A 15,579-nucleotide genomic window follows, 5' to 3' on the forward strand; every position below is an offset into this window, starting at 1 on the left:
CCTTATAACCTTGAGATTCGTAAAATTTTTGCGCCGAATTGTGTTTATTGACGTTTAAAATAATTCTTTTATCACCGATTTCATTTACTTTTTCATTTAGAAATTCAAGCGTTTTTCTGCCTAAACCTTTTCCTTTGCTTTCAGGAACGAGATAAATTCGGTGAAGCTTGGTTGTATTTTCTTCGTAATGATTTTCAAAGCCGATAAATCCGTCATATTCATTCAAAATTTCATCAAAAACCAAATAATAATGATAATCAGGATTGCTTAAATGTGCTGAAATTTCAGCTTCTGAATACATTGTGTTTAGCATATATTCCATCTGTTCATCAGATAAAATTTCGGCATAAGCATTTTTCCAAGATCTTCTGGCTAAATCTTGTATTARAGGAATATTTTCTTGTGTTGCTTTGATTAATTTCATACTTGATAAATTTAAAAAATCATTTGACACATTAGAACACTTAAGTTTTTTAGTTCATTTACTTTGAAAATATTCAGAACACGTAAGACGAAAATCAAAGATTTTCAAAAACTAATGTGTTCTTTTCAATAGTTGAATCACAAACTTAAAGCAACTAATGTGTTAAAAAAAATTATAGTTAAATACTAAGATTAAAAAAGTGAAAAGCATTACACTTTTCACTTTAAATATTTAATGATTGTCACTTTTAGAGTAGGAATAAAAAATTCACTATTCACTTGCAAAGCAAAATTGACAATTCACCTTCTTAAATTTTCGCCATTTCAGCTTTTATTTTTGCATAAAGTCCTTCTGAAGCAGGAACTAAAGGAAGTCTCAGATAATTTTTAATCAATCCTTTTTCTGCCAGAACAGCTTTAATTCCGCAAGGATTTCCTTCTGCAAAAATCAATCTGGTGATTTCTACCAATTTATTGTGAATCTCGTAGGCTTCATCCACTTTTTTATCAAAAGCTAACTGAACCATTGTAGAAAACTCTTTCGGATAACCTTGTCCGATTACAGAAATAACTCCGTTTCCACCTGCTAAAGTTACAGGAAGTGTAAATTCATCATCTCCTGAAACCAGGTTGAAACCTTCGGGTTTTTTTCTCAAAATATCAAAATACTGAAGAATGTTTGGTGACGCTTCTTTAATTAAGAATAAATTCGGAAATTCATTTGCTAAACGTAAAGTAGTTTCAGCTTCTACATTTTGCCCCGTTCTTGAAGGAACGTTATAAATGATAATATTTTTTCCGGTAGAAGCTAAAGCTTTATAATGCTGATAAAGCCCTTCCTGATTAGGTTTATTATAATAAGGAGACACTGATAAAACTGCCGTAAAATCTGATAAATCTGTCTCTTCGATTTGCTGTTTGACTTCAAGAGTATTGTTTCCGCCAATTCCTAAAACCAAAGGAAGACGTTTATTGTTTACCTTAATGATGTGCTCAACTACCTGTTTCTTCTCGTATGAAGAAAGTGTAGCAGCTTCTGCTGTAGTTCCCAATACTACCAAATAGTTGGTTCCGTTTTCGATGTTGTACTCTATAAGTTTTGTCAAGCTTTCGAAATCTACGGATAAATCTTCATTAAAGGGTGTTACCAAAGCAACACCTACTCCTTTTAAAATGCTCATCTGTTCGAATTATTTTCCCCAAATTTAATCAATTCATACAAGAATTTACAATATTTAATCCTATTTTATTATACATATAATTATATTTGCATATACTAAAGATATTATGCAAAATAAATTCTTGTTACTGGGAATTGCCTTGTTTTCGCTTACAGCCTGCAAAACCACGTCGTTGCAGGTTGCCAATGCGCAGACACAAAAGAATATTTCTATTAATAAAGAGCTGAAGGACGATGAAGATTTTGCGAAATTTATCGAGCCCTATACTCTGAAACTCAACAAAGAGATGAATCAAAAAGTCTCTTACACGCAGGTAAACCTCACAAAAGAAGGTGACAACAGCAATCTGGGAAACCTTTTGGCAGATTATACCTTTGACGGAGCAGATATTTGGGCAAAAGCAAATCTTAATAAAAATATAGACGCTGCTTTAATTAACATCGGCGGAATTCGTACCACAATTGGAAAAGGTGACATTCTTCTGAAAAATGTTTTTGAAGTAATGCCTTTCGAAAATGAAGTGATCATTGTAAAAATGAAAGGTTCAGATTTGCAGGGATTGTTTGATTATTATGCAAAAACTCAGGTCAATAATCCGGTTTCTCATTTATATATTGAAACCAATAACGGACAATTAACCAAAACTTTAATTAACGGAAAAGAGGTAAATCCAAGTCAGGATTATTATATTGCAACTTCCGATTATTTAGCTTTGGGTGGTGATAACATGAAATTTTTCAGTAAAGGACAATCAATTCCAACAGGGATTAAACTGAGAGATCTGTTTATTGATTATTTTAAGAAAAATCAGCAGATCAATCCTAAAGAAGATATTCGCTTAAATTTTATTGGGAAGAAATAATGAATAGAAAGAGTTTTTTAAAAACAATAGGTGGCGGAACTTTAGCAATGACTTTAGCTCCCAATTTGATGATGGCGGAAGAACTGAGTTTAAATTCATTCAAATCTGCCCACAAATTAACGATTCTTCACACCAACGACCAACACAGCAGAATCGAACCTTTTGACGAAAGCTATACTAAAAATCCTAATCAGGGTGGTTTTGCGAGAAGAGCAAGTTTAATACAAAAAATAAGAAGCGAAGAAAGTAATCTTTTATTGCTCGATTCCGGAGATATTTTTCAGGGAACACCCTATTTCAACTTTTTCGGAGGTGAATTGGAATTTAAACTGATGTCGATGATGAAATATGATGCATCCACAATGGGAAATCATGATTTTGACAACGGTTTGGATGGTTTTCTAAAGGTTTTACCTAATGCAGAATTTCCTTTTATCTGTTCGAATTATGATTTTAAAAATACCATTCTCGACGGGAAAACTTCGCAGTATAAAATTTTCAACAAAAACGGTATTAAAGTCGGAATTTTCGGAGTCGGAATTCAGTTGGACGGATTAGTTGGAAAAAAACAGTACGGAGAAACGGTTTGGTCTGATCCTATTGATGTGGCGCAACATTATTCTAATTTCCTGAAAAATGAGAAAAAATGTGATCTTGTAATCTGCCTTTCACACATCGGATATGATTACAAAGACGATCCTGAAAAAATAAACGATAAAATTTTAGCCTCAAAAACAGAAAATATTGACTTAATTTTGGGAGGTCACACCCACACTTTTTTACCGGAACCTCAAACCTTTACAAACAGACAGGGGAAAAACGTTTTGGTAAACCAGGTAGGTTGGGCAGGTCTTCTTTTAGGCAGAATAGATTTCTTTTTTGATTCAAATAAAAATATAAAACAGATTTCCTGGAACAACCAGGCAATCGACAGCAGTATAACAGTATAATATGAAAAAAATCTCATTACTTTCTTTTGGTATTTTCGCAGCGTTGCAATTTGTAAATGCGCAGAATATTTCTTCAAAAAAATGGGCAGACCTGTTTTCTTACAACAATGTTCTGGCGATGAAAGAAGATAACGGAAAAATCGTTGCTGCCACAGAAAACGGGATTTTTTATTATACAATTTCAACGGGCGAGATTACAAAACTTTCCAAAGCGAATGGTCTTCATGATGTAAAAATTTCTGCTTTTGATTATAATCCACAAACAAAAATTGGTTTGGTAGGTTATCAAAACGGGGCTTTAGACATTATTACTCCGCAAGGTGTAACCTATGTTGTAGACATCCCGATTGCGACAGGATACAACGGAAATAAAAAAATCAACCATATCTCTATTACCGGAGACAAAGCGACAGTTTCTGTTGGGTATGGAGTTTCTATTTTTGATTTAAAAAAGAAAGAATTTGCAGATTCGGCTTTCTTTATGAATGGAGGAGTTTTTGAGGCAAGTAATGAAGCGACAATTCTTGGAAACAAAGTTTTTGCTGTAACCAATACCGGATTGAAAACCCATGAGCTGAATACAACTTTCCCTGTTTTTACAACTTGGGCAACAGAAATGCCAGGAAATTTCACAGATATTGATTCAGAATCTGTTTTAGCTTTTTCATCTGCAACGACCACCTACATTTATAACAGCGGAACATTTACTCCTCTTGCTCAAACTTTTGGAAACGTTAATGATATCGTTGTCAATGCAAACGATATTATCATTACGGACGGCAGTAGAATTTATACCTATAACACGAATGGAAATTTCGGAGGAAGCTCAAGTGTAGGAGAAGCCTGCAATACCGCAACCACAATTGGTTCTAAAGTTTATGGAGGAACAATAGTATCCGGAATTAAAACAGATGATAATGTTTCATACAAACCAGATGGTCCTTATTTTAATGATTCTTATAAAATACGATTATTTAATGACAATCAGCTTTTAGTTTCAACAGGAATCAGAGCAAGCGGATACAACGAATCTCAACTTAATCCCAAAAACCCAGGTTTTTATTATTTTACAGGAACTGAATGGGTTTATCCTTCTTTTTTTGTGGGAAGCACAACAAATTTCAATGTTGTAGATGCTTTTGCAGATCCTGCAGATACCTCAGAAGTTTTCTTTACAAATTATTTTACCAGTCCATGGGGAGGTCATGGTATTTACAAAATGAAATATAATACAAATTCTAAAGATTTTGATTTTGTAAAACGCTATGACTTAGGAGCACCGGATGGATATACCAACCGTCCCGTTGGCTTTACTTCTGATGATCAAAATAATATTTTTGCAACGGTTGCTTTCTCACAAATGGCAACTCAGTCATCTTTAGCTTTTTATGACAGAGCAACAGACAATTTTCTATTAAAAGATTTAAATGTAAGTCAGGGAATTCAATATCCTGTTTTCAGTAATGATCTATTGTGGATCCCTATACCAAGAACAGTTAATTTCTTGGTTTATGATACAAAAAAAACAGCAAGTTTCTCTGATGATACGCAATATTATTTTGATCAATCAAACGGCTTTCCGGCAAATACAATCTCTTTTGCAATGGACAAATCCGGAGATGCATGGATCGGTACTGAAGGAGGAATAAGAATTTTACCCAATGCAGCAGCTGAAGTGAAAAACAATCCGCAATTTGAACCTATTGTTATCGAACAAGGAGGGTTAGCAGAGGAACTTTTCAGAGATGCTACCATTTTACATATTGAAGTAGATGGCGGAAACCAAAAATGGGTATCTGTAGAAGATGGCGGTGTTTACTATTTATCTGCTTCAGGTGAGCAAACCATTAAACATTTTACAAAATACAATTCCCCACTTCCAACAAATACGATTACAGATATTAAAATTGATAAAAAAACCGGTAAAGTGTATTTTGTAACTTTTGACGGAATCGTTACTTATCAGGGTGATGTTGCAGATGTAACTTCCAACTTTGGAAATGTTTTGGTTTATCCTAATCCTGTAGTTTATTCTCAGTTTAAAGGTAATGTAACCATCAAAGGTCTGGCCGAAAAAACAAACATCAGAATTACCGATGCAGCAGGAAATCTTGTGCATTCTGCAGTTGCAAGAACAGGATATTACGAGTGGAATCTTAATAATCAGAAAGGTAAAAGAGTGGCTTCAGGAATTTATTTTGTTTTGATGACCAACGAAGACGGTTCAGATAAAGCTACAGCCAAAATAGCAGTAGTTAATTAATGATTTCACAAAACGGATTCTTACTTTCTTACATAAAATATGGCGAAAACGATGCGATTCTCCACTGTTTTACTGAAGAAGACGGCTTTCAGACCTACTTTCTTAAGGGAATTTACAGTAAGAAAAATAAAAAAAAGGCATTTTTACTTCCATTAAATAAACTCAATTTTTCTGTTAATGCAGGAAAAAACTCCGGGATTCAGACCGTCTCAAAGTTTGAAACAACAGAAGTAAATGATGTTTACACCGACATCAAAGCCAATACGGTTATCTTTTTTATTGCCGATTTTTTGAATCAGATTTTAAGGAATGAGCATAAAAATGAACTGATTTTTAGCTCAATTAATGAATTTATTGCGCAGCTTAATCAACAAAACTATCGCTCACATCTCGTTTTTTTAATTAAAATTCTAAAAATACAAGGAGTTGCACCGCTTTTAAGTGACGGGAATTTTCTTGATCCCGAAACTGGAACTTTTTCCAATCTCGGAACGCACCATTTTTTCGATAATCAAAATTCTTTGTTGTGGAAATTAATTTTATCTTCAGAAAATCCTTATGAAATAAAAATTCCGCAAGCTTTAAGGAAAAACTTTTTAGACAGTTTGCTGGTTTATTACCATTATCACATTACAGATTTTAAAACACCAAATTCGCTTGAGATCATCCAGCAGATTTTTGAATAAATTATCCGCCGTTTGAAAAACTTTCCAGACTGGTCATTCCGCCATCGATAAAAATGCTCGTTCCCGAAATATAATCAGCCAAGTCACTCGCCAGAAAAGCAGCCAGATTCCCCACATCTTCGGGCTGCCCGATTCTGTTGTACGGAATTAGTTTCATTAACTCATTCATCGCTTCCGGAGTTTCCCACGCATCTTTATTAATCGGCGTCTGAATTGCTCCCGGACAAATAGAATTCACCCGGATTTTATCTGCACCGTGTTCCTGAGCCAAAGTCTGCATCAACATTTTTATCGCGCCTTTGCTTGCTGCGTAATTCGCATGACCAGCCCAAGGAATAATCTCGTGAACCGAACTGATATGAATGATTTTTCCGCAGGCTACAGAACGGGTTTTATCTATTCCGCGGCGAAGAAATTCTTTGATGGCTTCTCTGGAACATAAAAACTGTCCCCGAAGATTGACACCCATTAAAGTATCCCATTCTTCAACCGTCATATCAATAAACTTGGCATCCTTCTGGATTCCTGCATTGTTAATTAAAATATCAATCGTTCCGTACGTAGAAATTACATCTTCAAACATTTTCACAACCTCATCTTCTTTAGAAACATCACATTGATAAACCATCCCGTTTCCGCCGTTTTTTTCTATTTCGTCTAAAACTTTTTGGGCTTCTTCGCTAGATTTTTCAGATGAATGATTGATGATTACGGCTGCTCCGGCCGAAGCAAGAGATTTTGCGATTCCGGTTCCTATTCCGCTGGATGCACCTGTAATAATGGCTATCTGATTTCTTAATGAAACTTCCATATTTTGATTTTAGTGATATTTAAAACCAATTGAAAGGATCACGCCAAACTGATTTTTGATTTTTTAAATTAATCTAAAATTTTAGACATCACCAACTGAGGTCCGCTTCTTCCATTTATTTTTTTACCGTTATAAATGTAACCCACTTTTAAATAAATTTGAAAAGCAAAATTATTTCTTTCATTGACAGACAATACAACTTCATTGCAGTCTTTAAAATGTTCTTTAATAAAATCATCCAGTACAACCATAATAGATTTACCGATTCCTTTTCCCTGAAATTCGGGATTCACAGATAATGATCGCAGTAAAACAGAATCCTGATTATCTGTCAATTCAAACTTATCATTTCCGAAATCTAAAACACAAAAGCCTGCAATTTTTTCATCATAAAAAACAGTGATCGGATAAGCAAAAAAATCTTCATTCAGGTTTCTTGCTTCAATTCTTTCCAAAGCCTGTTTCGGCAAAGCTGAAAACTGCGCCTGAATTTCATCCAGCTCGTAATTTAATTCAGATAAATCTTTCGGTGTAAAAAACTGTAATTCAACCATAATTTAGTGATGATAAATATCGTCATACATTACTCCCGCTCTTATTTCTGTCGGAAGCTTATTTTCTTCGGGAACAATCGGACAGCTGTAATCATAAGCATTATAAGCACAGAAAGGCTGATAAGACTGGTTAAAATCTAACACAATCTTATTACCTTCAGGGATTTTCAGATCCATATATTTTCCGCCGCCGTAGGTTTCTTTCTGGTTGGTTTCATCACGGAAAGGCAAGAAAAGATGGTCTTTATACTTTGCTGTTTTCATTAAATCTAAACTCTGGTAAATCGTTAAAGTATAAGATTTTCCGTTTAATGTAAAAGTGGCTTTTCCGTATTCCTGATACGATTTTGATTTTCCTGATGAGGTTGGAAGATCAAAAGGTTTCGGGTTTTCATTCTTAACAAAATCAGCTGTTACACGGTATTTCAAATCGATTGGAAAGAAAGGATGCGCTTTAAAGTTTTTAAAATTATCACCGCGCAAAGGAGTTTCTTTTGGGTTTAAATATTCTTTATTTAAATCTTTTTGAAATTTTTCGATTTCAAACTTTACAGGATCTGAAGTTATACGAAGATCGGTTTTCACTCCGTGTTTCTTAATGTTTGACAGCTTTTTTTTCTGCGAAAACACAAAAAAAGGTAGAACAGCAAATAAAAACAATATTATTTTCTTCATTTTCGTTTTAATTTTAGTGGTGAGAAGTTCTTCATTACATTTTCTTTCATTCAGAATGACAGAGATGATTATTCAGAAATTTTGATCCTGTAAATATCTGATGAATTTCTTTTGATTGATTTCACAAAAAAACCGCCTTCTTCAGGAATTTCTTCTTTAAAATCAAAGCTTTTACAATCTTTTGGCAAACCTGAAAACACCAATGTAAACCAGAAATCTTTCATAAACGGAACCATCGTCCAGTTAGGATAAATCGTAATATTTTCAGCGTGAATCAGTTTACTTTTATGACTGGAGCTGTTATCTATAAGGAAAGTTGTATTCCAGATTCTGATCAGATTTCCGAAAAATGGTGACGCAGGAAAACAGCAGTGTACAATTACCTGTTTTTCTTCTTCAACTTTTGGCTGAAGAGCTTCAAGGATTTCCTTTGCAATAACCGGTTTTGATATAACTTCCATCTTTTTTTATGAGTAATGAGTAATAGGTAATGAGTAATGTGAAACTGCAAAATTACTTATTACCCATTACTTATCACTTATATTTAATGTTTGAGCTGTAGTTTTTCTTTGCTGTAAGCTCTGATATTTTTTGCAAGTTCAGGATTTTCGGATAAATTTTGTCCGTATGAAGGAATCATTTCCAGCAATTTGTCTTTCCATTCGCCGTGAAGCTTTTCAGGGAAGCATTTTTCCAGAACATTCAGCATCGCATAAACTGCTGTTGAAGCTCCCGGAGAAGCACCTAAAAGCGAGGCAATCGTTCCTTTTTCATTTACAACAACCTCAGTTCCAAATTCTAATTTCCCACCTAATTTATCATCTTTTTTTATGATCTGAACACGCTGTCCTGCAACTTTCAGTTCCCAGTCTTCTTCTTTTGCATCTTTTACAAACTCTCTCAAATGTTGTATTCTCTGGGCTTTCGTCATTGCAACCTGCTGAATCAGATATCTGGTTAAAGGAATATTATGCCACCAAGCTCCGAATAACGAGCGGAGATTTTTGGTGTTAACACTTTCAGGCAGATCAAGATAGCTTCCTTCTTTCAAAAATTTGGTGGAAAATCCAGCAAAAGGCCCAAAAAGTAAAGCTTTTTTACCATCGATAATTCTTAAATCCAAATGCGGAACAGACATTGGCGGTGCATCAACTGTAGCCTGAGTATAAACTTTTGCATGATGTTTTTCTACCAATTCCTGATTATGCGTAACCAACCATTGCCCTGAAACCGGGAAACCACCGTAACCTTCACTTTCTTTGATATCTGAACTGTCGAGTAACGGCAATGCATAGCCTCCCGCGCCGATAAATACAAAGTCTGCAACAACCTCTTGTTGATGGTTATTGATACGGTCTTTTACTTTCATTTCCCATTTTCCGTCTTCTCTTGGATCGATATCTTTTACCTCGTGATACAGGAAAACTTCTACATGAGAATCTTCCAAAAGATGGCGCCCCATTTTTCTGGTCAGGCTTCCGAAATTTACATCAGTTCCGAGATCCATTTTTGTAGCAGCTAAAACTTCCGACTGATTTCTTTTGCTCATTACCAAAGGAATCCATTCTCTTAATGTATCGTGATCGGTAGAAAACTCCATTTCTGAGAACAAGGGTGAGTTTTTCATGGCTTCGTGTCTTTTGCGAAGATATTCTGCGTCTTTTTCACCAAAAACCAAGCTCATATGCGCACAAGAATTGATAAATTCCTGCGGATTCTGAATATATTTTTTTTCAATTAAATAAGACCAGAACTGCTTTGAAATCTCAAACTGTTCTGCAATTTTTTCAGCCTTCGAAATATCGATGCTTCCGTCTTCTTTTTCGGGGGTATAATTTAACTCACAAAACGCTGAATGACCTGTTCCCGCATTGTTCCATGCAGCGGTGCTTTCTTTGGCAAATCTTCCGAGTCTTTCAAAAATAGCAATGTTTAAATTCGGATCAAATTCGTGAAGTAAAGTGGCTAAAGTAGCGCTCATAATTCCGCCTCCAATAAGCACTACATCATATTTTGGTTTAGGCGTTCTGTTGGTAATTGTATGTGGCATTTGGTGAATTTTACTACGAATTTCGGGAAAAGTTTTAGATTAAAATATGATTTAACTGTTTAAATCACATTTAATTCTCGTTGATTGTACAGATTTAGCAGATTAAATTAGGAAAAAGTCTGCTTAAAATTTATTTTAAATTTCATAAAAAAACATCAGCAAAAATTCACTGATGTTCTTTAATTATTTTAAATGAAATTTATTCTAGTTTAATTTTGCAGTTAGTTTTTTAAATTGTTTTTCAGCATTTTTACCTTCATACAAAATTGCATAAACGGTATCAATAATTGGTAATTCAAGCTTTTTCTGTTTTGCAGTTTTGTAAATAGAATCTGCTGCATAATAACCTTCTGCAACCATGTTCATCGACTGAATTGCAGATTTCACCGTATATCCTTTCCCGATAAGATTTCCTAAATTTCTGTTTCTTGAAAATAATGAATACGCCGTAACGAGCAAATCTCCCAAATAAGCACTTTCGTTAACGTCTCTCGGCGCCTCATAAATCGCTTCAAGGAAAGTTTCCATTTCTCTGATCGCATTTGATACAAAAACAGCCGTAAAGTTATCACCATAACCCAAACCGCTTGCAATCCCTGCTCCGATTGCGAAAATATTTTTAAGAATCGCACTGTATTCGTTTCCTAAAATATCTTTGCTGGAATTTACTTTTATAAAATCTGAATTGAAAATAGTAACCAATTTTTCAGAGATTTCGTCTTCAACAGTTGCCACCGTAAGATAAGAAAGTCTTTCCATGGCAACTTCTTCAGCGTGACACGGTCCTGCTATGACTGCCTGATTTCTGAAGCCAATCTGAAATTCTTCTTTCAGATAATGTGCAACAACATCATTCACTTTAGGAATAATCCCTTTAATTGCCGAAACAAAAATCTTGTCTTTATACTCACACGTCATTTTATCTAAAGTATCTGAAAGATAAATAGATGGAGTTGCTAAGACAACGACATCACAAGCGGTAACCAGCTCGTTGACATCTGTCGTTAATTTTAAATTTTTAAGATTGAAATTAACTGCCGTAAGATAAGTCGGGTTGTGACCGCGCAGTTCGATTGCTCCTTTTACAAACTCATTTCTTACACACCAATGCACGGTTTTGCAATTTTCAACAAGCATTTTTACAATTGCCGTTGCAAAACTTCCGCTGCCCACAACGCCAACTGCAACGTCAGTTTTGTTTTTTTTAGAAGTAGATTCTGAGTTGGTTTTCTTTTTCGCCATAATTGAAATGTGAACTGCAAATATATTAAAACCAAGAAATATCAGAAATTGTGCCACCAAATATATCATGATTTTTCAAAATTTAACATTCTCACACAATTAAATATCTAAAAATACGTTTATTACAATATTTTCTAAATTTTTGTTAAGAATAATGCTGAAAGTTTATTTTTACCTAAATTTGCACCCTTAAAACCTTTTTTAAATTCTAAGAGAAAGAAAAATGAAGAAATTTTTAGGCAGCAAAAAGAAAGTAACAGTTCTTATCGGAGGACTTTCACTGGTCGTTTTTGCACAAAGTATTTTCATTGCCAAATTGTTTTCGGAGAAAGATGACAAAAACTATGAAGTAAATTTGGTGAAAATAAATACAGAAAAAGACAGCGTAGATTATCTGAAAATGAAAACCGATCTTAGTCTTGTAGATCAAACCGTTTCTCAACTGAATTCTTTTCTAAAATCAAAAGATATTAAGAACGAAAAACTGATGGTGCTTGATAATGACAGTATTTCAAACTCAGTTTATCTGGCAAAGCAATCAAACAGATACAGCCAATATCTAATGGATCTGCAGCAAAAACTGATGCAGGTTCCTTTGGGAATGCCTACTGAAGGCTATATTTCATCCAATTTCGGAATCAGAAAAAATCCGATTCCGTTCAAAACGGTTTATGCATCTGTAAAACCAACCGTATCTGTTGCAGCCGTGGTTTCAAAACCTGAGGTAAAAGCTGAACCGGTAGAAAAAATCATAGAAATAACCGACAGTTACGGAAATAAGAGAGAAGTAAAGGTGATGGTGACACCAAAAACAGCAAGCACAGCTTCTCCTACTCCAACAAATTCTACCGCTAAAAATGTTGCGGTATCTAAAACTCCAACAGAAAAGAATAATGCTCCTGCAGAAGCCGATCAAATGCAGTTTCACAAAGGTTTGGATATTGCCGTTCCTTTCGGATCTGATGTTGTAGCTACGGCAGCCGGAAAAGTAATTTTCGCAGGGCAAAAAGGCGGTTATGGAAACTGCGTCATTGTATCTCACGGAAACGGATTGGCAACACTTTACGGACACCTTTCGCAATTGGTTGCAAAAACCAATGATAAAGTAAAGGTGGGACAAGTGATCGCAAAATCCGGAAACTCCGGGCGTTCTACAGGACCGCATCTGCATTATGAAGTGCATAAAAACAATGCTCCGGTAAACCCGAAGCTGTTTATGAGTTTGTAAAATAATTTATTTGTATAAAAATTTTCGGCGGCACCTTTGGTGCCGCCGAAACTGTTTTGATAATCGAATTATTGATTAATTTTATTCAATGTACGTATTTTATTACATCGGATTTTATCCGATGCTTTATTAAATCGTCCCTTCGGGACTCATAAAAACGATTAATAAGCTGCAGTAAAACGTTCACGGATGTGATTATTTTGTTCTAATTCGTCAACCAGAACAACGGCAACATCTTCTACAGAAAGAATACTTCTACCCTCTTCATTAAATACAGGATTTTCAAGAGCCGTTCTGTATTTTCCGGTTCTAATTCCGGCAGTTCCCTGATGCATTTCGATTGCGGGGCTGAAGAAAGTCCAGTCTAAGGTTTTATTTTCTTTGATTTTGTTGAGATAATCTCTTGCAGCTGTTGCTCCGGGTTTAATATCGGCAGGAAAATCCGGTCCGTCAACCAATTGATTTCCGTCGATGTATAAACTTCCGGCTCCGCCAACGGTAATAAATCTTTTTACGCCTGATTTTTCAACTGCTTTTTCAATATTGATTGAACCGTTTAAGAAATCATCATAAAGATTTGGGTTTGTCCATCCTGCATTGAATGTATTGATCACCGCATCATTCCCTTTTAAAGCTTCTGCTAAATCGTCTACATTATTTACATCAACGCTTTGTGCTTTTACATGTTCGGTTTCATTTACTTTAGATGCATCTCTTACGATTGCTTTTACTTCAAAGCCTCTGTTTTCAAGTTCTTTTACTACTTGTGTTCCCACAAAACCGGTTGCCCCGATTACCGCTACTTTTTTGTTCATACTTTTTTTATTTATTTTTATAGAAATTCACGAACCTTTCGGTTTCATTTGAAATTATTTTAATAATTAATTGTAATAAATATTGTTACATTTTGAGATAAAAAATTTTTTATTTAAAATGTTTGGTAAATTCTTTTAAAGTTTTATCTCCTAAAAACTGACAAACCAAAAGATCTGTTTCCGTGAAAAGCTGGCCTAAATGAATGTTGATATTTTTACCAACAGGACAAGCAGGATTAGGATTATTATTTTTTTTGCCTAAAACTTCAGAGTTTTTTACTGCTGAATAAATTTCAGAGATACTGATTTCTGAAGCATTTTTGGATAGCTGACTGCCTCCTTCTTTCCCTTTTCTGCTGATAATTAATCCGGCTTCTTTTAAAACTCCGATTTCTTTACGAATAATAACAGGATTTAAATTAATACTTCCGGCAAGCCAGTCAGAAGTAAGCCACTCCTGAGGAAATTTTGACAACAATGTCATAATATGTATTGCCGTAGCAAATCTGGTATTGTTCATAATTGCTCTGCAAAGTTACAAATATTTTAATTGTAATAAAATAAATTACATTTAAATTTGGTCTTAAATTTTAAAACTATTTTAGCTTTAAATTAAAATAAAAAATCAAAAGCCTTCAATTCAACATGACAAAAAAAATCCATCTGGAAAGCAGATGGATTTAATTTATTTTACGAATCAGATTATTTGATCTCCAACAGTTCTACCTGAAATACCAATGTAGAATTGGGTCCGATTTCTTTACTGACCTGCTGATCTCCATACGCTAAATGTGGAGGAATGATCAGTTTCCATTTGCTTCCAACAGGCATTAACTGAAGAGCTTCCGTCCATCCTTTAATCACTTTATTCAGAGGAAATGAAGCCGGAGTTCCTCTTTTTACAGAACTGTCGAAAACTTTTCCGGCAATTGTTGTTCCGTGGTAATGGCATTTTACTGTAGATTTAGGACCCGGTTTCGGGCCATAACCTTCGGTAATGATTTCGTAGTGCAATCCGCTTGGTAATTGCACTACACTTTCTCTTTTACCGTATTCAGCCATATATTCCTGACCGTCTTTCAGGTTTTTTTCAGCCAGTTCCTTTTTTTTCTTAAATAACAAATCTGCTACTCCCATGATTTTTTTTACAAAGATAGGGTTTATGCATAAATGATAATTGATAATTTAAATTAATAATATTACTCAAAGATAAGTTTCACGCTGTATCGCTTCTCTTTACAGCACAAAAAACATTAAAAAATGCTTAATATTCTCGTAACGTAAATTAAAAAACTTGGCACTATCATTGAGTTTTAAAAACTATATGCCAAATCCTCTAAGATATAATAAGAACTTTGAAAAGCTAACCTATGAAGAAAAACAACTTCTGGAAGAAACAAAAAAGAGCATTGCCGATTTTGTGGAATATTCCTCCACAATAAGTGATGTGAATTATGCGACAAGAAATGCCCATGCGAAAACATACGCTGTGTTGAAGGGCGAATTTATTATCAGCAAAGATATTCCGGAAGATCTGAAGTCTGTTTTCGACAGTGAGAAATATGAAATTACGGCAAGATTGTCTAATGCACATCTGAAAATTAATAAAAACAAAAGAGACATTCCTGCATACGGTTTTGCAATCAAAATAAAAGACGATTCCGGAAGAACGATTTCTAATTATCCGTTGGTAAATTTTCCATTATTTCCTATAAATTCTGTTTCTTTATTTTTAAAACTTTTTACTTCTGTCAATCGATTTTTTGTGAAAAAATGGAGCAATTTATTCTCGCTTTTAAAGCAGATCTATAAGGTAATTCCTTTCACATTAAACCCATC

The 15,579-nt window shown here is 34.5% G+C and carries 16 protein-coding genes and 1 pseudogene; 6 read left to right on the forward strand and 11 right to left on the reverse strand.

The annotated features are described in order from the left end of the window. Both AB4Y90_RS06655 and dapA read right to left on the reverse strand, forming a co-directional pair. Window positions 1-424: GNAT family N-acetyltransferase (locus AB4Y90_RS06655; RefSeq protein WP_441556635.1), on the reverse strand; the 424-nt coding region annotated here is incomplete at its 3' end. A 307-nt stretch (window positions 425-731) separates the two neighbouring features. After that, a complete protein-coding gene (gene dapA / locus AB4Y90_RS06660) occupies window positions 732-1,604 on the reverse strand; it encodes a 4-hydroxy-tetrahydrodipicolinate synthase (RefSeq protein WP_441556636.1) in 873 nt (290 codons plus the stop codon). 106 nt (window positions 1,605-1,710) lie between these two features. Between dapA and AB4Y90_RS06665 the strand changes: the two genes are divergently transcribed. Genes AB4Y90_RS06665 through recO form a run of 4 tightly spaced genes read left to right on the forward strand, consistent with a single transcriptional unit; the run spans window position 1,711 to window position 6,365 of the window. After that, entirely contained in the window at window positions 1,711-2,466 is a 756-nt protein-coding gene (locus AB4Y90_RS06665; RefSeq protein WP_441556637.1) for a 5'-nucleotidase C-terminal domain-containing protein, read from the forward strand. Beyond that, on the forward strand, window positions 2,466-3,416 hold the full coding sequence (locus AB4Y90_RS06670; protein WP_441556638.1) for a bifunctional metallophosphatase/5'-nucleotidase: 951 nt from the start codon (window positions 2,466-2,468) through the stop codon (window positions 3,414-3,416). Before AB4Y90_RS06665 ends, AB4Y90_RS06670 begins: the two co-directional genes overlap by 1 nt. Window position 3,417: 1 nt before the next feature. Then, on the forward strand, window positions 3,418-5,679 hold the full coding sequence (gene porZ / locus AB4Y90_RS06675; RefSeq protein ID WP_441556639.1) for a type IX secretion system anionic LPS delivery protein PorZ: 2,262 nt from the start codon (window positions 3,418-3,420) through the stop codon (window positions 5,677-5,679). After that, window positions 5,679-6,365, forward strand: coding sequence for a DNA repair protein RecO (recO, locus tag AB4Y90_RS06680; protein WP_441556640.1), 687 nt, complete (start codon window positions 5,679-5,681; stop codon window positions 6,363-6,365). The genes porZ and recO overlap by 1 nt, the downstream gene beginning before the upstream one ends. Before the next feature lies 1 nt (window position 6,366). Here the strand turns inward: recO and AB4Y90_RS06685 are convergent, their stop codons facing one another. The 6 genes from AB4Y90_RS06685 to AB4Y90_RS06710 all read right to left on the reverse strand — a co-directional run bounded on the left by AB4Y90_RS06685 (window position 6,367) and on the right by AB4Y90_RS06710 (window position 11,697). Further along, entirely contained in the window at window positions 6,367-7,176 is an 810-nt protein-coding gene (locus AB4Y90_RS06685; protein ID WP_441556641.1) for a glucose 1-dehydrogenase, read from the reverse strand. Between the two features lie 68 nt (window positions 7,177-7,244). After that, window positions 7,245-7,730 (reverse strand): GNAT family N-acetyltransferase, encoded by a 486-nt coding sequence (locus AB4Y90_RS06690; protein WP_441556642.1) that lies wholly within the window; start codon window positions 7,728-7,730, stop codon window positions 7,245-7,247. A 3-nt stretch (window positions 7,731-7,733) separates the two neighbouring features. Continuing rightward, window positions 7,734-8,405: a DUF1684 domain-containing protein gene (locus AB4Y90_RS06695; RefSeq protein ID WP_441556643.1), complete on the reverse strand. Its 672-nt coding sequence runs from the start codon at window positions 8,403-8,405 to the stop codon at window positions 7,734-7,736. Window positions 8,406-8,473: 68 nt separating this feature from the next. Beyond that, a complete protein-coding gene (locus AB4Y90_RS06700; protein WP_441556644.1) occupies window positions 8,474-8,866 on the reverse strand; it encodes a hypothetical protein in 393 nt (130 codons plus the stop codon). A gap of 83 nt (window positions 8,867-8,949) precedes the next feature. Next, window positions 8,950-10,455 (reverse strand): malate dehydrogenase (quinone), encoded by a 1,506-nt coding sequence (mqo, locus tag AB4Y90_RS06705; protein WP_441556645.1) that lies wholly within the window; start codon window positions 10,453-10,455, stop codon window positions 8,950-8,952. Between the two features lie 204 nt (window positions 10,456-10,659). After that, a complete protein-coding gene (locus tag AB4Y90_RS06710) occupies window positions 10,660-11,697 on the reverse strand; it encodes an NAD(P)H-dependent glycerol-3-phosphate dehydrogenase (protein ID WP_441556646.1) in 1,038 nt (345 codons plus the stop codon). Window positions 11,698-11,920: 223 nt separating this feature from the next. On the opposite strand from AB4Y90_RS06710, the gene AB4Y90_RS06715 reads away from it, so the two are divergent. Next, window positions 11,921-12,925 (forward strand): M23 family metallopeptidase, encoded by a 1,005-nt coding sequence (locus AB4Y90_RS06715; protein ID WP_441556647.1) that lies wholly within the window; start codon window positions 11,921-11,923, stop codon window positions 12,923-12,925. Between the two features lie 161 nt (window positions 12,926-13,086). Here the strand turns inward: AB4Y90_RS06715 and AB4Y90_RS06720 are convergent, their stop codons facing one another. From AB4Y90_RS06720 to AB4Y90_RS06730, 3 genes are all read right to left on the reverse strand, one after another. After that, the gene (locus AB4Y90_RS06720) at window positions 13,087-13,740 is read right to left on the reverse strand and encodes an NAD(P)-dependent oxidoreductase (RefSeq protein ID WP_441556648.1); all 654 of its coding nucleotides are present in this window, start codon (window positions 13,738-13,740) and stop codon (window positions 13,087-13,089) included. A 109-nt stretch (window positions 13,741-13,849) separates the two neighbouring features. After that, window positions 13,850-14,260, reverse strand: coding sequence for an Rrf2 family transcriptional regulator (locus AB4Y90_RS06725; RefSeq protein ID WP_441556649.1), 411 nt, complete (start codon window positions 14,258-14,260; stop codon window positions 13,850-13,852). A gap of 182 nt (window positions 14,261-14,442) precedes the next feature. Beyond that, window positions 14,443-14,877, reverse strand: coding sequence for an FKBP-type peptidyl-prolyl cis-trans isomerase (locus AB4Y90_RS06730; protein WP_441556650.1), 435 nt, complete (start codon window positions 14,875-14,877; stop codon window positions 14,443-14,445). Between the two features lie 187 nt (window positions 14,878-15,064). On the opposite strand from AB4Y90_RS06730, the pseudogene AB4Y90_RS06735 reads away from it, so the two are divergent. Next, window positions 15,065-15,579: pseudogene (locus AB4Y90_RS06735) on the forward strand (catalase); the annotation flags it as partial.

Origin of the sequence: Chryseobacterium sp. 2TAF14 (genome assembly GCF_052115105.1) — a bacterium.
Lineage (GTDB): Bacteria > Bacteroidota > Bacteroidia > Flavobacteriales > Weeksellaceae > Chryseobacterium.